Raw genomic sequence first — 18,766 nt, 5'->3', positions numbered from 1 at the left:
ATTACTCTCCCTTATTTACTAATGCGAGTCACCATTTCGGAGACGAGTTTCGACGTAAAGTCGACAAGTGGCAAAGCTCTGTTGTAATCCATTCTCTGCGGTCCTATGATTCCTAATGCTCCGATCTTCTTTTCTCCCATCTTATAGTTAGAAGTGATGATAGAAACACCAGACATACTTCGATTCCCGTCTTTTCCGATGATCGTATATACTCCATCCTGATCAATGTAATCGGAGAAAAATTCTTTCAAAAACCCCTGATCGTCTAAAAGAGAAAGGACTTGAGAAAGTTGTTGTTCTTCGTCTCTGAAATTCGCGTAGAGATTTTTAAATCCGTCTATATACAAAGTAACCTCGGAGTTATCCGGGTTCATAGCGGAGGACAGTAGATCCGCAATTCTTGTAAAATCCTCGGGCCCATCCCTTCGAACCATCAGATTCGGAATGACTACATTCTGAATTTCGTATATATCATAACCTTTCAAATTGTCGTTCAGATATTTAGAGACCTGATACAAGGCTTCCTGGGAATAATTCCGATCGACAAAAATATTTCTGTGTAGAACGGTTCCGGATCTCATTACGAGAACCATCAAAATCTCGTCTCCGCGGACGTGAATCAATTCGAGATGCTTTAGAGTATCCAAATTTTTTGCCGGACCGATCACGATTCCCGCCGCGTTAGACAGGGAAGAAAGCACCGAAGCAGTGGCCTTCAAAATTTGATCGAGTTTAAACTGCATTTTCAGATATTCTTGCTGGATCCGTTGTTTTTCCTTGAGAGTCAACTCGTATAGAATTACGAGTGAATCCACATAAAAACGATACCCTCTTTCCGTAGGAATTCTTCCGCCCGAAGTATGTTTGGACGCAAGATAACCATAATCCTCCAAATCTTTCAATACGGTTCGGATCGAAGCAGGAGAAAGTCCAATATCGTGTTTATCAAAAAGGGTTTTCGAACCTACAGGACGATTCTCCTGGATAAACTCATCTACAAGGGCTTTTAGAATTCTTTTATGACGTTCCGTGAGATCCATTTTTTCTGGCACTCTAAATGTCAGAGTGCTAATTCATACAATTAGTTTCCAAATTCCTGTGAAAAATGTCAAGGAAGAAAGTAGTTTGATCTTGTTTTGGGTACAAAACCCTTCTTTTTTTAGCATTGGAAAGAGGAGAGTGCCGGAAAAGAAGAACTTAAGTGACATAACTAGTTTCTATTCTTACGTTTGAGTGGATAAATTGTACTAAAGTAGACCTTTTCTGGATTCAATTTTGTGGGAGTTCCTACGTTTTTAAAGCGATAGTTTTTAGCTTGAATTCAATATAAAAAAGTTTAGGCGAATCGCTCGCAAATTTCATAACTAGAATGGCTCGTAAGCTGATGCTCATAGATCGCAGCATAAATCGCTTTCGGATTTATTACACCGAACTCACGTTAGGAATTACCATGTTTTCAAGATTTAGCATTCCTCATTAAAGAAAACGGGAATAATTTTGAATCTCCTTTCCGAACGCCAATTGAATTGGTTGATGATAGCTCTTGTTCTCCGAGGTTTCTCAGAACCTGCCGCTTGTCCCGGTTTGCAAGGTTTTCTGAAAAGCCGAGCCGAAAGAGGGACCGTTTTCGATCAGGGACCTCGGGGTTCCTATATTTTTTTGCAGGAACTCTTACAAAAAAACTTAATAAACTCTTATCAAAAAGATAGAGCTTTATTTTTATTTCAGCAACATTCAAAAAAACAATCTTAAACAAGGTCGCTTCTTCATCCAAAAATAATTTGGATAAAGAAGCGAAAATCATTTAGAGACTACAAGTCGAAATTGCAGATAGATACTGATTACCGGTCGTCTGATTAGAGACAGTCGTAATAGAATTTAAACCACAGTTGAGTCGTTTATAAAGCGGAGGCCTCATCATGAAGACTTCCGCTTTTAAATCGTTGAATTGCCAATTTAAAAACTGAAACATTTCGTTGTACGTAGCGGTACTTGGAAACACCGATGTGGAAATCGGCGAGTTACAAATCGTTCCCGATGTTGGACTTGTCAGACAGGTAGAATTTACTCCAAATGTTGTATCTCGAAAATCCAATTGATCCTGCGCCGGATGTGAATAAGAGATCGGTGTTCGATACGCCAACGGTCCTTCACAAGAATAAAGAGCAGAAGGATAAAATTGATTCGAATATTTACTAAAATAAATCTCACCCATTCTGCAATTCATACTTCCTAAATTATTCACTTGATTGGTTTCCAGAGTTGAGATCAAATTGTTAATTCCAGAATTGAATTCAGACCAGGCGACAATCCAATCGGGACTCGAACGAAGGCTCCCACTCATCATACCCCGGCAAGAGAAACGACCATTGATCCCAAACACCGCAGTCGTACATTTTGCCATGGATCCGACGGTAGTCGCCCTAAGAATCGATTGAATGACTGCTGGATCATTAGTGGACAAATCCGCTAATTTCGGCGTTTCGGTCGCCGGGTTTGTAAGCGTATTTACATTCAAAACCAAAGAGTCCAAATAAGATTGATATGAAGTATCAAGAGATGTGTCCTGGGATATTTGAGCAACTAAAGAATCAAACGCCTGAATATTAGAATCACGTAATGTCCGTATCAAATCTCTCAAAGTATTTTTTTTATAAGTATACAGATAATGAAAAAAATTACCTGCATATCGATAGAATTTAAAATCTCCATAATGAGCCGTCACGATCTGTGGAACGTTCATCCTAGAAGAGGCGTCATATTGAATTTGAGAGACCAAAACTTTACGCGGTCGAATTTCTTTCGGGGTGCTACCAGCCAAAAATTCCGCCATTCCTTCGTCAAACCAAGTCAATCTTTCATTTGCATAAACCGAACCCTGACCCCACATCCCGGGAATTATAAATCTACCCACAAGGTAATGAACATATTCATGACGTAAGAGTTCTTCCAGAGTGTACATGCTCTCTGCCGGAGTACGTTGGTATGTATAAAACGATTTATTCGATTCTATATAAATTCCGCCATTGTTTGTAGCAAGATCGAATAGGAAAGGATGAAAAACACGGTAATCTTTCAGAGATCCATACACATACATAGAAATAGAGTCGGTCGGATCCCCGGATACCGGAGCGAGAATTTCTACCAAACGAAAGAATTGAGATTCAACTTGTTTGAGAGCGTGGTAAAGAGGTTGAATCGATGTGAGTGACAAAGACGTGTAGACAACTTGAGTGCCATCGTCAAAAGAATAAGTATTCGGAAACGCCATCGCCTTGACGGAATTTTTGGTTACGCTCAAACAGATTTGCCCAGTACTCAAATTCGCACAATCCGAATTTTGAGTCACTCCTCTGACCGCCCAAAGATATGGCTCCGAAAGATACGGGTACGTATTTAGAACATCCGTCAAAACCAATGTAATCATCGATTGCCAAACAGGAAGATAATGATAAATATTATTTAAACTGTAAATTGCAGTATTGACGATCCAAACTTGGGAATCATTATTGAAACTCGTATTCAGAGCTAACCCTGCTAGAGCCTCGATCAATAAGGTATCGATACTCGCAAGAAATTGGGGAAAGCTCGGATGAGTCTGACGATTGATCAAAGTGAAAACGGCAAACAAAGCGTTGGCCTGAGAATAACTATTAGTTAATCTCTGCTGGTCGCTTAAAGAAATTTCAAGGAACGAGACAATATTAGGATAAACCGCCTCTCCGATCTCTGCATTATTCGCCGTTGCAAAGAAGGAATATAAAATTTCTCCGGCTTCGTCGGTTCCGCTTAAGAAATTGCTGCTATTTCCAAAAATCTGTAACGGAACGATTAAATCTTGCGAGATCCGATTTCGATCAAATGGGATGGACGGGTAGAAGTATTTTAAGTAGAATCCAGCCCAAAATATTCTGTACAGTTGCAAAAACTTTAAACCATTTGTACCATCGTAAACAGGAGCAATATCGCTAAATTGCCTCATTACCGCAAGCATATTCGCTTGAGAGTAAATCGAATTCGAATATTGATCGTAGGTCCAGACAAAATTGTCTATACAATCGAGATCGTGCGTTTTCAAGAATGTAACGAACTCTTCCGGTTGTAGATTCGCAACGAAACTTCCGGTACATTCCGAAAGAATTATATTTTGTACGGTCTTTTTCGCAACACCATGAGGTTTCAAAAATTCAACCGTCGGAATGAGAATTCTTTTTTTAACATCCATACTTTCGTCAAAGTCTTGTTCATTTTCACTTTCCTCTTGAGCGGACCTAAGGCCGATTGGTTCGTTTAACGAAACAACACTTCTCGTTACCGATTTCATTGTAGGTTGAGCAGGAATTCCCAACAAAATACTCAAAAAGCTACGATCATTTTTTGAACTGTTATTTTGTTTACCACATCCTAATGATGAAATGAGGACCATGGCGAAGACTGCCAGCATCTTGGATCTTTTATTTTTTATCACTTTATTTTTCCTCTAATTCATCTTGAAACATTCATTAAAAAAATATTTTCAAAATTTTAGAAAAAAAATATTTCATAGCTATCGTAAAAGATAAATGATTAGGCTTATGATAAAACAACAAGGTCCGTACTTATTTAAGATGGGTAGTATGGCTTTATGAATGTACTTGTGGCGATTTGAAAAAGAAAATTCAGATTAGAACTGTCTCAAAAATACCTTAAAATGGTTGGAATTAGCATTTTAAACAAAGATAAAGTATTTTTGAGACAGTTCTAATCTTTTTTATTTTCTGAGAAGACATTCCTTTTAGGGTAAACCTAAGGGAGCCATATTTTATAAAATCATTATTAGAGTTGTTGAAAATTCCATAGTGACAATTCACAAAACTGTTTCAATCGACCGTTTTCAGAAAATAGAAACGGATGAAAAATTAATTTTCAACAACTCTATTGTTTTTCTAAAGCTAAATCTTAGTAAGTGCACTTCATTTATAATTAACGTGAGTTCAGCATAACAAATGCGAAAGCGATTGTAGTGGAAATTCCGAAGGAATTAGAACGAAAAGCGCGGTCCAAACTTTCTATATCGAACTCAAGTTAATTACCTTTTTGTAAGTAAATATTCCCATTTCGCTTAAAGTTGTAATCTGCGAAAGATAAAACGATTTACTAAAAAAGATGAAGATACTTAAAAAAACGTTTTTCTCATCATGAAATCTTTGGAAAAGTTCAAAAAGGTGCAGCGTTCCTAGATTTCAGAAGGTATTCGCGAAGGGGACCGATAGAACGTTTTTGGCCTAGATATATCAAAGGATCTTTCTTGAGGGTTCTTGTAGAAAACATGAGAACAGAATTCGGGATCATCGAAAACATCACTTTTCGAAATCAAGGTTTCCGTCGATCTTTACTAAAAGAGAATGAAATCCCACAAAATCAGACTTACAATTCTATTTTCTTTTCTCTGTATTCTCTTCTGTATTCTCATCGGGAGGGTCGTTTTTCTCACGTTTTGGAACGAGCGAGAAGTAGCTCTAAAAACCGGAGATCGAATCATGCGAGGTGCAATCTATGATCGAAGAGGGATCGAACTCGCGATGACCGTCGATTCCGCAACGATCGGAATCTATCCCGCAAACATCTACGATCCGAATTTTACCGCGGTCCAGTTGGCGCCGTATTTGGATATGTCTCCTGAAAAAATCGAAGCTATGATTCGGGAAAAGAGTCGCTATTTTCTGTTAAAAAGGGAGATCGACGAATCTCTCGGAAATAAGATTATGGAACTTTCTCTCCCCGGAGTAAGAAGAGAAAAAGAATACAAACGAGTCTATCCGCACGGAAACCTTGCCTCCAGTCTTGTAGGTTTTACCGGAATGGACGACGACCGTGCACTCTCCGGTTTGGAAGTGCAATACAATCAGGAATTAATGACTCCGACCGAATCGGATTCTTCGAGAGGAAGTAATCTCCATCTAACGATCGATGGTCTGATTCAATACAAACTCGAAAAGGCTCTCGGTAAACGATTTGAAGAAACCGGCTCGAAAAAGGCCATCGGGATTTTGATGGATATCAATACCGGCAAAATTTTAGCCTCCGCTTCTTTCCCAGCGTTTGATCCCAACCAATACAACGCATCCGGAGAAGACTCCCATACGAACTGGGCAATCCGTCACGTTTATGAGCCTGGTTCTACGATGAAAATCTTTCTGGCCTCCGTTCTATTCAATGAAAATCTAATACGTCCGGATGAAAAGTTTCACTGTCCTGGTCATGTGGAACTTGGTAAAACCAAGATCAAATGTACAAATGCGCATGGACATCTGAACTTAGAGGAAATCTTACAGTATTCTTGCAACGTGGGAATCATCAAGGCCTCCCAAAGAATTCCCGAAACCTTACTTTACGATTACATGAAGAAGTTTCAGTTCGGAGAAAAGACAGGATTTTTACCGAACGAATCCGTAGGTTATTTTCCTCCTTTGAAAAAATGGACTCCTGCAACTTCAATGTTTATGGCGATTGGACAAGGCATTTCGGTAACTCCTATTCAGCTGGTCGCTTCTGCCGCTTCGGTAGTCAACGGCGGAAGAATGCTGACCCCCCGAGTCGTTTCTCATTTTAGCGACTCTTACGGAGCAATTCTTCACGAGTTTAAAACTCAAGAATCTCCGATCGGAATTCGCGAATACACGACAGAAAAGATTCTCAAAGCGATGACAAGAGTCGTTCAATCCGGAACGGGAAAAAACGCCTACATTCAAGAATATTCCATCGCCGGTAAGACGGGAACGGGCCAAAAAGCTATATCAGGAAAAGGTTATGTAGAGGGATTATGGTCGGCTTCTTTCTTGGGTTTTTTTCCCGCAGAACGACCCAAAATTGTAGGATTGATTCTTTTTGACGAACCAAAAGGCGGCACACACTCGGGAGGCGGACTCGCAGCCCCCGTTTTCAAAGAGGTTGTCGAAAATATCATTCCGATCATAGAACAAGGGGAAAGGACCTTAAACGTTTCTTTAAAACATTTTCAGAGAAAAAACATAAAGGGAACTAACACGGGAGAAATTCCGGATCTCATCGGAAAAAGTAAACGAGAAGCCCTGGAAATTTTAAGACCCTCGGGAATTCCGGTTAAGTTTCATGGAAGCGGATTTTGCTATGAACAAGAACCCAACCCGGGAAAAAAAATCGGAGATGGAAGACTGAATCTGTATTTCAAATGATTTAAATCCATTCCAAAATTATGATATATTCCGTCCCAGACGAATCAATTCTCGAAAAAAATTTTAAAAGCCTATCTTCCTCCATCAAAGAAAAAATCCTTCAATCTCCGCCTCCCATTTCGATGGAAATTAAAACTTCCAAAACCGGATATCCCGTTTTGACCGCGGATGGAATCGCATTACACAGCCTGATGGATCCGATTACGGAATCCAAACGACTTCTCGAAGGTTTGAAAAAAGAAGACGAAGAAAGAGTCTTTCTTTTTTTCGGAGCGGGAATCGGTTACGTAGTTCAGGAAAGTTTAAAATTTAAAAATCTAACGGCAATCTGGATGGAAGTCGAACCGACGATTATACGTTATGCGCTTTCTATATTCGACTATTCCGAATTTTTAGAATCCGGAAGACTCAGGATTCTATTGGCCCCAATTTTAGAACAGGATCTTTACGCCGCGTTTCGTGGAATTTCCGGTTTTCCGATCAGCTTTATTCCTCACCGGGGAAGCAATCAATGGAAAAAAGATTCTTACGAAGAACTACGCCTTATATCGGAAGGATTCTTTCACAAAAAGGACGTAAACATTTCTACACTCACTCGTTTTGAAAAAATCTGGACTCGGAATTTTATTTCCAATCTCCCCGAACTCGCCCAGATGCAACCAATCGGCTCTTTATTCGGACTCTGCAAAGGCAAAGTAGATATACTCGTTTGTGGGGCAGGACCTTCTTTGATTTTTTCCTTGGATGATATCCGAACCTATAGAAAAAATCTAATTCTAATTGCGGTTGATACTGCATTGACAATTCTTTGGAACGCGGGAATTGATCCCGATTTATTTTTTTCCGTGGATCCTCAGGCTCTCAATACCAAATACTTGGAAGGATATAACGGAAATGCGAAGATCGTTTTCGATCCAACTTCTTCGTATCATTCTCTACGGCTTGCCGGAAAATTCAAAAAAGGCTTTTTTACTTCCTCTCCATTTCCTTTGATTAAGATCCTTTCTTCTAAACCGGAAGAGGAAATCGGAGTCGTCGATTTCGGAGGATCCGTTTCGACAAACGCAACAAGCCTCGCGGAAAAGATGGAAGCAAGAAACATTCTTCTTGTGGGCCAGGATCTTTCCTTTCCGGATAAACTGGCACATTGCAAAGGTGCAGTTTTAGAAGAAAGACTGAATCACATCGAATCCAGAAAACTCAGAAGAGAATATCATAATCACAAACAAATGACCGCCCTTCCCGTTAAACGGACAAAGTCAATCCGCGGCAAAGAAATACAAACTAACGAAAAACTTCTTATTTTCAAAAAATGGTTCGAAGAACATCCGAAAAAAAATCCTTGGTTTAATTTCGGAAAAGACGGTGTAATTCTAGAAGGGATTCCTAACGTGGATTTTTCGGAATACATGCAAAAAAACGAATGTGATTTAAAATCTGTTCGCTTAACAAGAGAAAAAATTCATAAAATTTCAGACACGTTCGGATTTGATTCCCCAATAAGAGAAAGTATATCCAAGAAAAAAAGCAACTACGTTTCCGCTGAAAACAAAATCGAATCGGAATTTCCGATTAAAAACACGACCATCAAAGAAGTCCAGTTCAATACGCAGGAAAAGATTCTTTCCGAATTGAAAACGTTGCTCGAACAACTCAAAGGATTTTCCGAAAAAGTTACAAAAGGGAGAATCCTTTCGGCCCGTTTGTATTCCCAAGTTCGAGCCGAAGATAAGTTCAAGGACCAGATTCTGAAACACTTAAAAGAAATGGATTACATAGACGAAGAGGTTTCTTCCCGTAAGGGCCTGACAGAAATACTGGGAATGAGTATTCAAAGAACCGTTTTAATGATTACGGAAGGTTACGAAGGCGGACTGAATTTGGAAGAAAAGAAAAACGAAAGATTAGGAATCGCAAAGAAAAGTCTTCTTCTGTACCAAGGTTTGGAAGAAGCCTGTAAACTCCATTCTAAGTTGATCGGGAAGGCAATTACGAGACTTAGTAGAATAACGGATTCATATTGAAACGCTTCAATCAGACGATATTATTTCATTTGACTCATATACTACTTTGAATCGGAAAATTGACTATGACCGTTATTTATAAACGAATTCGGATTTTTTGTTTTTGTTTCGTTGTTTTACCTTTTGTAAACTGCCTGACTCTAAACCTGTGAGGGTATCATCAACAACTTCGTTTTATGATTATGAAAGACCTCCTATAAACAAAATGAAGATCTTACAGAAAAAGAATCATCCTCTCCTAGAAATATCTTACACAATGAAGCGAGAAAATAGATTTCGACGTTATTGCACACCCCAGCCCGAAACAAACTCCGCCCAAAGTGAAGAATACTCCTATGATATTATCAATCACACTCTCAATGAAAAATGTGAATTTAAAAGCGGGGAATTTCATTCATCGATCCGAGTTGAAAAAACGCAAAAAAAGTTATTTTTTTATGATCTTGGAAAGGCGATTCATCTGAGGGATCATGATCATGTTGACCTCATTATCTATCGCGGAACTTACATTAGAAAAAAGATCTCCGACATTAAGGAAGCATGGTTCGTAGAACGTAAAAATTCTTATGACGGTCTTTGCATCGCGGATTCTAAAAATAGAACTCTTGCAATGGATCGTTCTAAAATAGAAGGCAGCATAATTTCACTCAGCGGCGCGTATGTACTCAAACCAAAGCCGACTGTTCCAAACAATCGAACACGAAATTACTTACATTATCTGAAATTCCTCAAACTCCTCCTATTTATTTCGTAATTATTCCTGAACATTCTCCTACTCATCACCAAGTGCCTATTATGCGGTTTGGTCTGTCTCGACTCAGACTTCTTCGAAAATTTTATATAACATTTAATCCTTGGTCCAGAAGCATTGTCCAACGAACATAATCTATTACGGTTTGGGTTATTTGGCTTACCCATTTGCAATCGCAGCTGATGTTGTGAGCGCACCGTTTGTACTTGCATATATTATATATTTAGTCGTAGAATTCTCTAATAAACATAGATAAAAAATTTTCCCAAAAACTTCAAAATGTAGAAACTCACGCGAAAACTCTAATAACAATAAAAACTGTTAAAACCTAATGCATGAGCAAAGTGACTTCTGCTATTGGTAACCTACTACGCGAAGGTATCAAAATGGAGCCAAAAATTAACGGGCAATTTTGCAAAAGGTAGAAGATCTCAAGAATTACGCCTAATTCGGAATTATTGGCTTTTTGAAAAAGATCCTATATTTTAATTTTCGAAACAAGCTCATTATGATATTATTTTCATGCGCCCAAGTAGATAACAATCGTGATTTTTTTTTCAGGTTTTGAGACAGACTTCTTAAAAAAGCTTCTATAAAATAAATTTCTCATTGAATGACAATTCTACTTAGAAATTCGATTCTAGGGTTGTCATCTTTAAATATTATAGAGGTGCTTTTAAGATTTTAGGACAAACTTTTAATGATTATCCGTATTCAGATTCAGCACTTTTAAAATTTTCAGAAAAGTTTTGAAAATTTGAAGAAGTTTGCTTTTTTTTTATTGACTGTAATTGTGCAATGCAATACAAAAGGTTTGTGCATCGCACAAAGAAATTGATCTCAAGGAGAAAAATTAAATGGAAAAACAAATTCTAGATATTCTAAACGCAGGTCTAGGGCTTATTAAAGCTAGTCAAGAAGGTCTGGGTAAAGCGAAAGCCGATCTTGAAAAAACGTACTTGGAACTTGTTACAAAAGGAGCTTCCGACAATTCTGAGACGACCGTAAAAATCCGTGAAACCGTTGATAAAGTAATCAATGACATTAAGGAAGTAACTTCCGTTGCAGGAAAGAACTACGAAGAAACCAGATCGAAGATTATTGAAAACTACAACAAAATCACCGAAGAGATCAAAAACAAAATTCCTGAAGGTCAAATCGAAGCTGTAAAAGCAAAAATCAACGAAGTGGCTGAGGCAATTAAAAACACCACTGCTGGAAAAGTTGCTGTTTCTAAATAAGAGCAGTAACTTTCCCTCTCGGGCGGGCTTACTTTAACCCGCCTGAATCCTCTTTCAAAATACTTCCGAGAGAATTTACGGTTCGTTTCAAAATCCGAACCTTCCACTTTTAACATTTAGAAATTCAAAACTACAGAACTTAAAAATTGCAGTATTTTCGCGGAAAATATTTCAGAAACACTAAGAACTTGTCCCAGCTGTAGCAGTAAATATTTTTTCGCATATTTATCATCAAATCGTTTAACCTAGTTAGAGAAAAAAATTCGCAACGATTATTCGGACTGATATTCGCGTGGATACCCGCAAGATAATCTATAAGCTGTTCCTAGTCTAAAAAACAACTCCGCGCAACACTTCCCTATAGTTTATTTTAATCCGGCCCTTATTATACTTATCTGTTGTTCTTTCAACATTTCCTTTTAGAATTACTCTTAAATACGCGATTCTGATCGTTTCTTTGTGGACATCCAAGCCTACATATACTTTTCTTTTCACTCCAATTTCTTCTGCTGGTTTTTTGTTTTGTGGTTAATGCATTTTTTGATTTAATCCGCGTTTTTCGTATCCAAAAGAAGCGCCATTTTGTCTAAAAACGAATAGATATGATTGAAAACATAAAAGACCCCAGCAATTTAAAACGACCTCTCGTATTTGCACATAGAGGCTTCAGTGGAGAATTTCCTGAAAACACAATGATTGCGTTTCAAAAAGCAATTCAAGTGAAAGCCGATTTGATCGAATTGGATGTTACTCTTTCCGAGGACAGGGAAGTTGTAGTCATCCACGATGATGATTTAGATCGAACAACCAAATTGGTAGGAAACGTTCGGAAGTTCGAAGCTAAAATACTCAACGAATTGGACGCGGGTTCCTGGTTCTCTCGAAAATTCAAAAAAGAAAAAATTCCTCTTTTAAAAGACGTATTACGCTTGATCCAAAAATCCAAAACCGATTTGAACATAGAAATCAAATCAACGGCCTTGGACCCCCACATGAACGAAAATTCGATCGAACTTAGTGTTTTGAACTTGGCTCGTCAGTTTCAATTGCTACCTAGAATTGTAATTTCTTCCTTTTCCTGGGAATGTTTGGAAAGGATTCGAAAGCTCAATCAACAAATAAAATTAGGTGTTTTAGTGGGAGACGGAAACGGAGACGTTTCCGAGGCAATCGTTTTCGGAGAAAGGATCAAAGCGTGGAGTATTCATCCTTCTATGGAAGACGCTTCGAAAGAAAATTTAAGATTAATATCAGAAAAAAATTTCCTAAGCGTCGTTTATACGGTCAATGAGGCGGAAGAGATAAAACGTTTTTTAAGTCGAGGAGCGGACGGTCTTTTTACAAATTTTCCGAAATTAATGAGAACATTGGTAGAAAAGAAATTTCGATATTCCCCAAAACGTACAATTTAAATTGCTAAAGGACTATAATTCCCTCCCAAGAATTTTCTATTTTATCTCAAAAACCCTCTCGTACAATATCACAATCTACTTTTGAAATAGATTTAAAACTTGTCCCAAAACCTCAAAAAAATCAACGCATCATTTCAGCAATTCGTAACAAAATGCGAAAGCCTACAGATTACGTCTTTTAAGTAGTTTATGGGCTTTTTTCATTGTTCGATTCCCATAGGAATTTCCACGTCCTAAGGTTTTGGACAAACCTTTAGTTTCTTTCTACCGGATCGATGTCCGTATTGATCCAATATTCATCACCGTAATCGAAAAATAATTCTTCTCCCGCCTTTACCTTTCGGATTGCTTCGAATCTCGCTGTTTTCCAACGAACGGACACAACAAGTTTTACGTTCGGCTTAGAACTATGGTTCATAAAACGAGTATAATTACTTTCCTTTCCCTCTCCGTAAATCCAATGGTCCTTACAAATCCAAAGTAAATATTTCGATTCGCAGTATTTGGAGGAATTTGCAATTTTATCGGTAAGAACTCTACCGGTATAATATCCGATAGTATCTCCTTTGTTTACGTTTTCTTTCGGAAAAAGCCCCATCCCGATTCCAGGAATCGACGAAGCTTTGATCTCAAAGTCTTTTTCATGGAAAATACGGGAACGCGAAATCTTCTTACGTAATTGCATCGTTGAAACTAAAACTCCTGGATACGAACAGAATTTATCTATGATTCCCAAGAGAGTATAAAATTTGCAACTGAATTCTGAGCGCCTGTCTTAAAAGAGATTCTTTATAACTATCTATCTCTTAAGTTTGGTATTTTCCAAGACCAAATCTTCCGCCATAGATAGTTTTCGTAAAAGGTCTAAAAATCAATACTGTGTAATGAAACCGGCTTGTTCTTCGTTCTAAACTTAACGATTGATTAACCCCATAAGATTTCAGTTTATTCATAAAACTTAAAGTAAGACCAAACGACGTTTTACGTTACGATATGAAATTTCCTCTACATTCCGGAAACAGACGACCTCAGGAAAGACCAAAACGACTCTAAAACTTCTTGTCATAGAAAAGCTCGAACGGGAGCTTATTCGTATGGAAAAGCCCTATAGAAAGAATGTCGGAATGGTCGTCTTCAACTCCTATGGAGAAGTTTTAGTGGGAGAAAGGCCAAACTTTCTTGGCTCTTGGCAATTCCCTCAAGGTGGAATCGATGAAGCCGAAGACCCAACTACAGCAGCTCTAAGAGAATTGTACGAAGAGGTCGGAATCGATTCTGGAAAAATTATCGCCGAGTATCCGGATTGGATTCCCTACGATTTTCCGGAAAACCTTCCTCTTAATCGACACCTTCAAAAATATAGAGGGCAAATTCAAAAATGGTTTCTGATCCATTGGAATGGAGAAATAAAAGACTGTAAGCTGGATATCTACGAAAGAGAATTTGAAACGGTTCGTTTTATTCCCATAGAAAATACTTTAGCTACAGTTGTTCCTTTTAAAAAAGACGTATATTATAAAATTATAGAAGAATTTGGTCCTAAGATCCATACCTTTCTCCAGGAAGCGAAAGAAAAACTATGACGGAAGAACGATCCATTTTCATCCCACCGGGAGGCCCCCCCGGTCCGATTCCGGGCTTACAAACGGTTTTCGACGCGGTCGGCGAAAATCGGTTACGAAATCTGGTTTCTACTTTTTACGATCAGATCTCCCTGAGTCCGATTGCTTTTATGTTTCCCGAAGTTTTAGAAGAGAGTAAAATAAAATCCGCCGATTTTTTAATTCAAGTTACCGGGGGCCCCTTTTTGTATTCTCGAAACCATGGACCTCCGAGGATGCGTGCAAGACATCTTCCGTTTCCGATCGATGAAAAGGCGAGAAGAATTTGGCTCTCTTGTTATCGCAAGGCTCTGGACGATTGGGAAGCTGACGTTTCCATAAAAGAAATTCTTTGGATTTTTTTTAAAGACTTCTCGGCATGGATGGTGAATTTGGAAGGCAAAACGGAGGAAGAAGATGGGATCCAAAAATAACTCAAGAGCGAAGATTCTCGTTCGTGGAAAGGTTCAAGGAGTAGGATTTAGATATTACATTCTTCAAAGAGCCCAAGAATGCAGACTCAGCGGGTACACCCAAAATCTTCCGGGAGGAGAAGTAGAAACAATCGTGGAAGGAGATAAGGTATTTATTGAAGACCTCTACAAAGCAATTCAAAGGGGACCCAAAGGCTCCGAGATTAAGGAAGCTTTGATTAGTTGGGAAGACCCGAAAGGGAATTTTAGAACTTTTGAAATTAAAAAATAAACTTCACGAAATCCACTCAAGTAATCCGAACGATAACCAAAAATTCATATTCGTACGTTTCTGTCTCTTAGAATCCATCAACCCGCGTCTCTCCTTTTAAAATTTGGATCTTCCTCCGGAAAAACGAGGATCAAATTCTCATTTAAAAGTTTTTTCAGAGTGTTGATATAAATTGACTTGGATCCGCCATACCTTTAAGACTTTTACCGGAAAAAAATGGCCGTATGATTTCGAATTTAATAGAAGATCTCGGTTTCTTTCGGGTTGTCTTTGAGCGGTCGCTTCGACTTTCAAGCACAGATATGAGAGCATGAGATTCTCGTTTTTTTTACGATCGTAATCCAAACCCCACACTTCTTGCAACAAGCTTTAAAACGAAGCATAACGATTTTATACTATATTGAAATCAAAAATAGTAAAAAATATTTCAAGACACGAATGTTTTTGTTTAAGGTATCTTTGATTCGTTTTCAGAGATTCCTTATTTGATGGGATAAGCACTCGTAAAACGTTTGATACTTTCAGAACTTCCGAATAGAATTAAAATTTCCTTCTCTCTAAATACCGTTCTGGAATCCGCGAGAAAAACGCCACCTTCTTGGGGTTCCGAATCGTTTCCGTTCGATTCCGCTTTTCTGATTCCGACTAGATTGATCTGAAACTTTTCCCTTAGCCTGAGTTCTCTTAATTTTTTACCGTAAAGAAGAGGAGAAATTTCCACTTCGAAAAGACTGTATTCTTCGCTTAACAGGGTCGCCTTTTTTACCCCTTGATAACTGAGTTGTTCCGCCATGGAAGCGGCCGCCCTCTCTTCGGGATTGAACAGATTTTCGATCCCAATCATCTGAAGAATTTTACGATTCAATTCGGAATGATAACGAACATGCAAACATTTTAAATTCATATCTTTTAAATTGTATGCGGTAGTGATCAAGGATTCAAAATTTTCCGCGAGGGCTACAACGATCTCATCCATGTCTTCCAGATCCAACTCTTCCAACGAGGATCTACTGCTCGTATCCACACAAACGGCAAGAGCACAATGATCCTTGACTTCTTCGACAATTTTTATGTCCTTGTCTATCGCCGTCACCTCGTGCCCGTTCTCGTTCAAATAGATTACCAGAGTTTTACCGAAATCTCCCAAACCGATGACGGCGATTCTTTTTTTGAGGGTTTTATTTTTCTTTTTGACCACTATGACACGCCTCCTCTTAACCGACTATGATTGATTCTTCCGGAAATTTAAGCCCGGATTTTTTTTCTTTCGGAACCAAAGCGATCAGTATGGTTAACATTCCGACCCGACCGCAAAACATCATCAGACAAATCAAAATTTTTCCCGCCGAAGTCAAAGAGGACGTAATCCCTCTCGAAAGTCCCGCGGTTCCGAACGCAGATACAACTTCGTAACAGAGATCCAAGAATGCGGAATCTTCGGTGCATGTTAAAAAGAAAATTCCACAAAAGATCAGAAATAAAGATACGAGAATTCCCGCAGACGCCCTGGAAGTGGAACCAGAGGAAATTTTCCTTCCAAAAACTTCCACTTCTTCCTTGCCCCTAATATGATTGAATAGATGAAGTATGGCAACCGCAAGTGTCGTTGTTTTGATTCCACCTCCGGTGCCGTTCGGAGAAGCTCCGACCCACATTAAAAAAAGGCTAACAAACACCATGGGCATTCCCATTTTAGAAACATCTAATGTGTTAAAACCTGCGGTTCTAGTGCTGATCGAATAAAAAAGAGAATGAAACATTCCATCCATTACGCCTAATCCGGAAAGAGTGTTATTCATTTCCAACACGTAATACAAAACCGTTCCGAACACAATCAAACCGGCCGATATGGTAAGAATCAACTTGGCTCCCAGTTCCATCCTTTTGGGATAATCTCCGATCTTCAACATCCAATGAATCAGATGATTCACCGTAGGAAATCCTAATCCACCGAGTACGATCAGAACCATTACTATGGATAAAAACTCTCTTTGGTTCGACATCCAATCGGTTGCAAAACCCTGAGGGAACGTGGAAAAACCGGCATTACAAAAAGAACTCACCGAATGAAATAAAGAGTAGAAGATTTTATTTTTAAGATTCGTTTCACTTTGGTCAGGATAACATACAAAGATCAACAGGACTCCCACCGCTTCTATGAGAAAAGTTTGAGCCGCTACCTGTTTCAAAACGGAGGAAGCTCGTCCCACACTTTCCTGACTAAACAGATCCTTGATCAGAAGTTTGTTTGTAACACTAACCTGCCCCGCCAAAAAGATCGCAAAAAAAACGGTAAGCGTCATAAGACCAAGTCCACCGATTTGAATCAATAACATCAGAATCGTTTGTCCCGTCCCAGTCAGTTGAGAAGCAACGGATATCGTACTCAAACCAGTAACACAAACCGCACTTACAACCGTAAAAAAAACGTCTATCGTAGGAATTGAAACGGCTTGGGCTCTCGGTAAGGATAACGCGAGCGTACCAAGTAAAATCAAAATTCCGAAACTTCCCGTAATAACCAAGGAAGGACTAATCTGTCTGTAATTTAGAAGTTCCGTTTTTCGAATCAATCGAGAGAAATTACTAAATAGAAGAAAGAGTTGACTCAAAGACAAAAAAGCCAAACTTGCATCTTCTCCGCTTAAAGAATTTAAAGTGAGAAATTCATAGATTTCCTGGCTGATGATCTCCTGGAATACGATCAGAAAAACTACGATCGCTTCCGTCTTATGAGTTTTGAGATAACTGAATAGGTTTCCAACAACAAAAATAAACGAAAGGACCTCATAAACCACAAGCGATACCACAATTACGTTTACGAGTAGTCGAATCCAATGCGTCCATTCGTGAGGATAATAAAATCCGTAGATTAAAATCAAAAGACAAAGAGAAATACTTCCGCAGATCGAGTAGTAGATTCTTAAAAGAGGATAAATTTTAGACTGATAAAAAAGAGCTACATTGTACCAAATATTTGATAAATTGAATATTATCTCTTTGATAGAATTCATTAGAAGCTAACGTTAAAAAACGAAATCTCCAGTTTATATTCTCTTCCTGGAATCCCGGAGGCCCCCGCATTGGAGATGGGCAGAGAATTTCCAAAGCCGAGAGAATCTGTGGATGTTGGTTCGACAGGGGGTGACTCGGGTTGGTTCTCCTTTTTCATGGATTCGTATTCTTTCATATCATGCCAAGCATTTGCAAAAGCAAGACTCGTTCCGAAAGTAAAAATAAAAACGGAACCACCGAACGTCTTTTGAAACTTATGCACGCCTTGAACTTTTGCATTGGAAGCAATCGCGTACCCGAAGCCGAGAGTGATTGGAAGAGTCATAAAGAAGATGATTGAAAAACGACGAAGCGTTGTTTCCGTATATTTTTCCTCCTCATGAATCTGATTTTGCTTTTTCTTTTTGTCGGCTTGTTGCGCCTGTCTTTGAAGAATCGCTTCTACATTGATATTACCCGTAAGAGGATTGATCAGATTTTCTTGTTTTCTTTCCGTATTGGGATTTACGGTTCTGCGTAAACCGCCGGTTGACGGAAATGGAGTTTCGAAAGGAATCTGTACATTCTTAGGAGAAATCAAAGCCGGTTTTTTAAAGGCCGGAGGAATCGTATATTCCTGATAAACCTCTCTGGTCGGAGAATCTTTATAGTTTCTCAGGTTGAAATCGTAGGGATCGGAAAAGTCTGTTTGACTCTGAGAAAACAATAAACCCGGATTAAAAAAAGAAAGAATAAGAAAAACAGTCGTAAGTTTGATGTTCGTATAAAAAAGAAACAAAACCAATTGCTTACAAAAATCAGAGACAAAATTCCAAATCTTTTTG

At 38.6% G+C, this 18,766-nt stretch carries 14 protein-coding genes and 1 pseudogene (1 of these 15 cut by a window edge); 9 read left to right on the top strand and 6 right to left on the bottom strand.

All coding sequences use genetic code 11. The features are described from left to right. Positions 1-11: 11 nt before the first annotated feature. Positions 12-1,040 (bottom strand): heat-inducible transcriptional repressor HrcA, encoded by a 1,029-nt coding sequence (gene hrcA, locus LEP1GSC190_RS02460; protein ID WP_002748214.1) that lies wholly within the window; start codon positions 1,038-1,040, stop codon positions 12-14. 457 nt (positions 1,041-1,497) lie between these two features. Between hrcA and LEP1GSC190_RS02455 the strand changes: the two genes are divergently transcribed. Then, positions 1,498-1,752, top strand: coding sequence for a hypothetical protein (locus tag LEP1GSC190_RS02455; protein ID WP_002748247.1), 255 nt, complete (start codon positions 1,498-1,500; stop codon positions 1,750-1,752). Between the two features lie 52 nt (positions 1,753-1,804). On the opposite strand, the gene colA is transcribed toward LEP1GSC190_RS02455, so the two are convergent. Continuing rightward, on the bottom strand, positions 1,805-4,468 hold the full coding sequence (gene colA, locus LEP1GSC190_RS02450) for a collagenase ColA (protein WP_002748271.1): 2,664 nt from the start codon (positions 4,466-4,468) through the stop codon (positions 1,805-1,807). A gap of 916 nt (positions 4,469-5,384) precedes the next feature. On the opposite strand from colA, the gene LEP1GSC190_RS02445 reads away from it, so the two are divergent. From LEP1GSC190_RS02445 to LEP1GSC190_RS02420, 5 genes and pseudogenes are all read left to right on the top strand, one after another. Next, positions 5,385-7,193 (top strand): penicillin-binding protein, encoded by a 1,809-nt coding sequence (locus LEP1GSC190_RS02445; protein ID WP_002748282.1) that lies wholly within the window; start codon positions 5,385-5,387, stop codon positions 7,191-7,193. A 119-nt stretch (positions 7,194-7,312) separates the two neighbouring features. Next, positions 7,313-9,217: pseudogene (locus LEP1GSC190_RS02440) on the top strand (motility associated factor glycosyltransferase family protein); the annotation flags it as partial. Positions 9,218-9,473: 256 nt separating this feature from the next. Further along, positions 9,474-9,971: a hypothetical protein gene (locus LEP1GSC190_RS20060; RefSeq protein ID WP_237578330.1), complete on the top strand. Its 498-nt coding sequence runs from the start codon at positions 9,474-9,476 to the stop codon at positions 9,969-9,971. Between the two features lie 854 nt (positions 9,972-10,825). Further along, on the top strand, positions 10,826-11,209 hold the full coding sequence (locus LEP1GSC190_RS02430) for a phasin-related domain-containing protein (RefSeq protein ID WP_002748205.1): 384 nt from the start codon (positions 10,826-10,828) through the stop codon (positions 11,207-11,209). A 602-nt stretch (positions 11,210-11,811) separates the two neighbouring features. After that, positions 11,812-12,621: a glycerophosphodiester phosphodiesterase gene (locus LEP1GSC190_RS02420; RefSeq protein ID WP_002748204.1), complete on the top strand. Its 810-nt coding sequence runs from the start codon at positions 11,812-11,814 to the stop codon at positions 12,619-12,621. Positions 12,622-12,874: 253 nt separating this feature from the next. Here LEP1GSC190_RS02420 and LEP1GSC190_RS02415 read toward each other — a convergent pair whose 3' ends face one another. Then, positions 12,875-13,306 (bottom strand): SET domain-containing protein, encoded by a 432-nt coding sequence (locus tag LEP1GSC190_RS02415; RefSeq protein WP_002748234.1) that lies wholly within the window; start codon positions 13,304-13,306, stop codon positions 12,875-12,877. A 409-nt stretch (positions 13,307-13,715) separates the two neighbouring features. On the opposite strand from LEP1GSC190_RS02415, the gene LEP1GSC190_RS02405 reads away from it, so the two are divergent. Genes LEP1GSC190_RS02405 through LEP1GSC190_RS02395 form a run of 3 tightly spaced genes read left to right on the top strand, consistent with a single transcriptional unit; the run spans position 13,716 to position 14,927 of the window. Beyond that, complete coding sequence (locus LEP1GSC190_RS02405) at positions 13,716-14,204, top strand: RNA pyrophosphohydrolase (RefSeq protein WP_002748260.1); 489 nt, start codon at positions 13,716-13,718, stop codon at positions 14,202-14,204. Continuing rightward, complete coding sequence (locus LEP1GSC190_RS02400) at positions 14,201-14,656, top strand: globin domain-containing protein (RefSeq protein ID WP_002748219.1); 456 nt, start codon at positions 14,201-14,203, stop codon at positions 14,654-14,656. The genes LEP1GSC190_RS02405 and LEP1GSC190_RS02400 overlap by 4 nt, the downstream gene beginning before the upstream one ends. After that, entirely contained in the window at positions 14,640-14,927 is a 288-nt protein-coding gene (locus tag LEP1GSC190_RS02395; protein ID WP_002748226.1) for an acylphosphatase, read from the top strand. Before LEP1GSC190_RS02400 ends, LEP1GSC190_RS02395 begins: the two co-directional genes overlap by 17 nt. Positions 14,928-15,408: 481 nt before the next feature. Here LEP1GSC190_RS02395 and LEP1GSC190_RS02390 read toward each other — a convergent pair whose 3' ends face one another. The 3 genes in view from LEP1GSC190_RS02390 to LEP1GSC190_RS02380 are tightly spaced (at most 13 nt apart) and all read right to left on the bottom strand, a layout consistent with a single transcriptional unit that may run on beyond the window. Beyond that, on the bottom strand, positions 15,409-16,128 hold the full coding sequence (locus LEP1GSC190_RS02390) for a potassium channel family protein (RefSeq protein WP_036036022.1): 720 nt from the start codon (positions 16,126-16,128) through the stop codon (positions 15,409-15,411). A gap of 13 nt (positions 16,129-16,141) precedes the next feature. Further along, entirely contained in the window at positions 16,142-17,941 is a 1,800-nt protein-coding gene (locus tag LEP1GSC190_RS02385) for a TrkH family potassium uptake protein (protein WP_002748221.1), read from the bottom strand. After that, a protein-coding gene (locus LEP1GSC190_RS02380) for a hypothetical protein (protein ID WP_002748269.1) crosses the window boundary here: on the bottom strand, positions 17,941-18,766 show its 3' portion. 68 nt of this gene lie beyond the right edge of the window; only the last 826 of its 894 coding nucleotides appear in the window; its start codon lies beyond the right edge, outside the window; it ends in the stop codon at positions 17,941-17,943. The genes LEP1GSC190_RS02385 and LEP1GSC190_RS02380 overlap by 1 nt, the downstream gene beginning before the upstream one ends.

Source organism: Leptospira mayottensis 200901116, assembly GCF_000306675.2.
Classification (GTDB): Bacteria; Spirochaetota; Leptospiria; order Leptospirales; family Leptospiraceae; genus Leptospira; species Leptospira mayottensis.
The sequence above is the reverse complement of the archived record's forward strand: the minus strand, read 5'-3'. Positions and strand labels throughout refer to the sequence as shown.